General features: G+C 61.4%; 1 protein-coding gene. It reads left to right on the top strand.

Features of this window, described 5'->3' with window-relative positions; translation table 11 throughout:
• The first annotated feature begins 106 nt into the window (after window positions 1–106).
• Window positions 107–526, top strand: a complete 420-nt coding sequence (locus ACX3P1_RS28310) for an HK97-gp10 family putative phage morphogenesis protein (protein ID WP_459083151.1) — start codon at window positions 107–109, stop codon at window positions 524–526.
• Window positions 527–625: the final 99 nt, after the last annotated feature.

Genomic DNA, 625 nt, shown 5'->3' with positions numbered 1-625 from the left:
GCCGTTGGCTTCGGCGTTTCCATGCAGATCGCACCCTACGGCGTGACCAGCATTGCCGATTCATACCGCGAACGATGGTTCGGCGAGGATAGCGAGGCCCCGACCGATGGCGAATAACGGCCTTGCCTCGACCCTTGCCGCTATCGAGCGCGCCCGAAAGGCACCCCGCGAAGCCGTCATGCCGGCGCTTTTGAAGTCTGCGAATGAGCTTGCCGACGCGCAACGCCTGCTCGCCGAAAGCTCACGCGACACCGGCGCGCTGATCGACAGCATCACCGTCACACCGCCCGGCCAATCGACGCCGCCGTATTCCTTCGAAGGCGGTTTGCGCATGGCGAACCGAACGGAGGTGCTTGTGACGGTCGGCAACAGCGACGTGCGCTATGCGCACCTTGTCGAATACGGCACCGCCAAAACTGAAGCGCAACCCTTCTTTTGGCCTGCCCTTCGCCTGCTACGCAAGCGCCTTCAGAACCGGATTAACCGGGCGGCAAAGAAGGCCCTTAAAGATAGTTGGAACGGGTAATGATAGAACCGACCCTTGCCCTTCAAACCGCCATTCGTTCGGCGCTAGTTACCTCGCTGGACGTTACCGGCCTTGTCCCTGCCGATCATATCCGCAGCG

The organism is Mesorhizobium sp. A623 (genome assembly GCF_054489405.1).
This window is presented reverse-complemented; position numbering and strand designations above follow the sequence as displayed.

What these genes read in the sequence shown, in the direction of transcription:
- ACX3P1_RS28310 (WP_459083151.1), top strand. Translation starts at nt 107, where the DNA reads ATGGCGAATAACGGCCTTGCCTCGACCCTTGCCGCTATCGAGCGCGCC.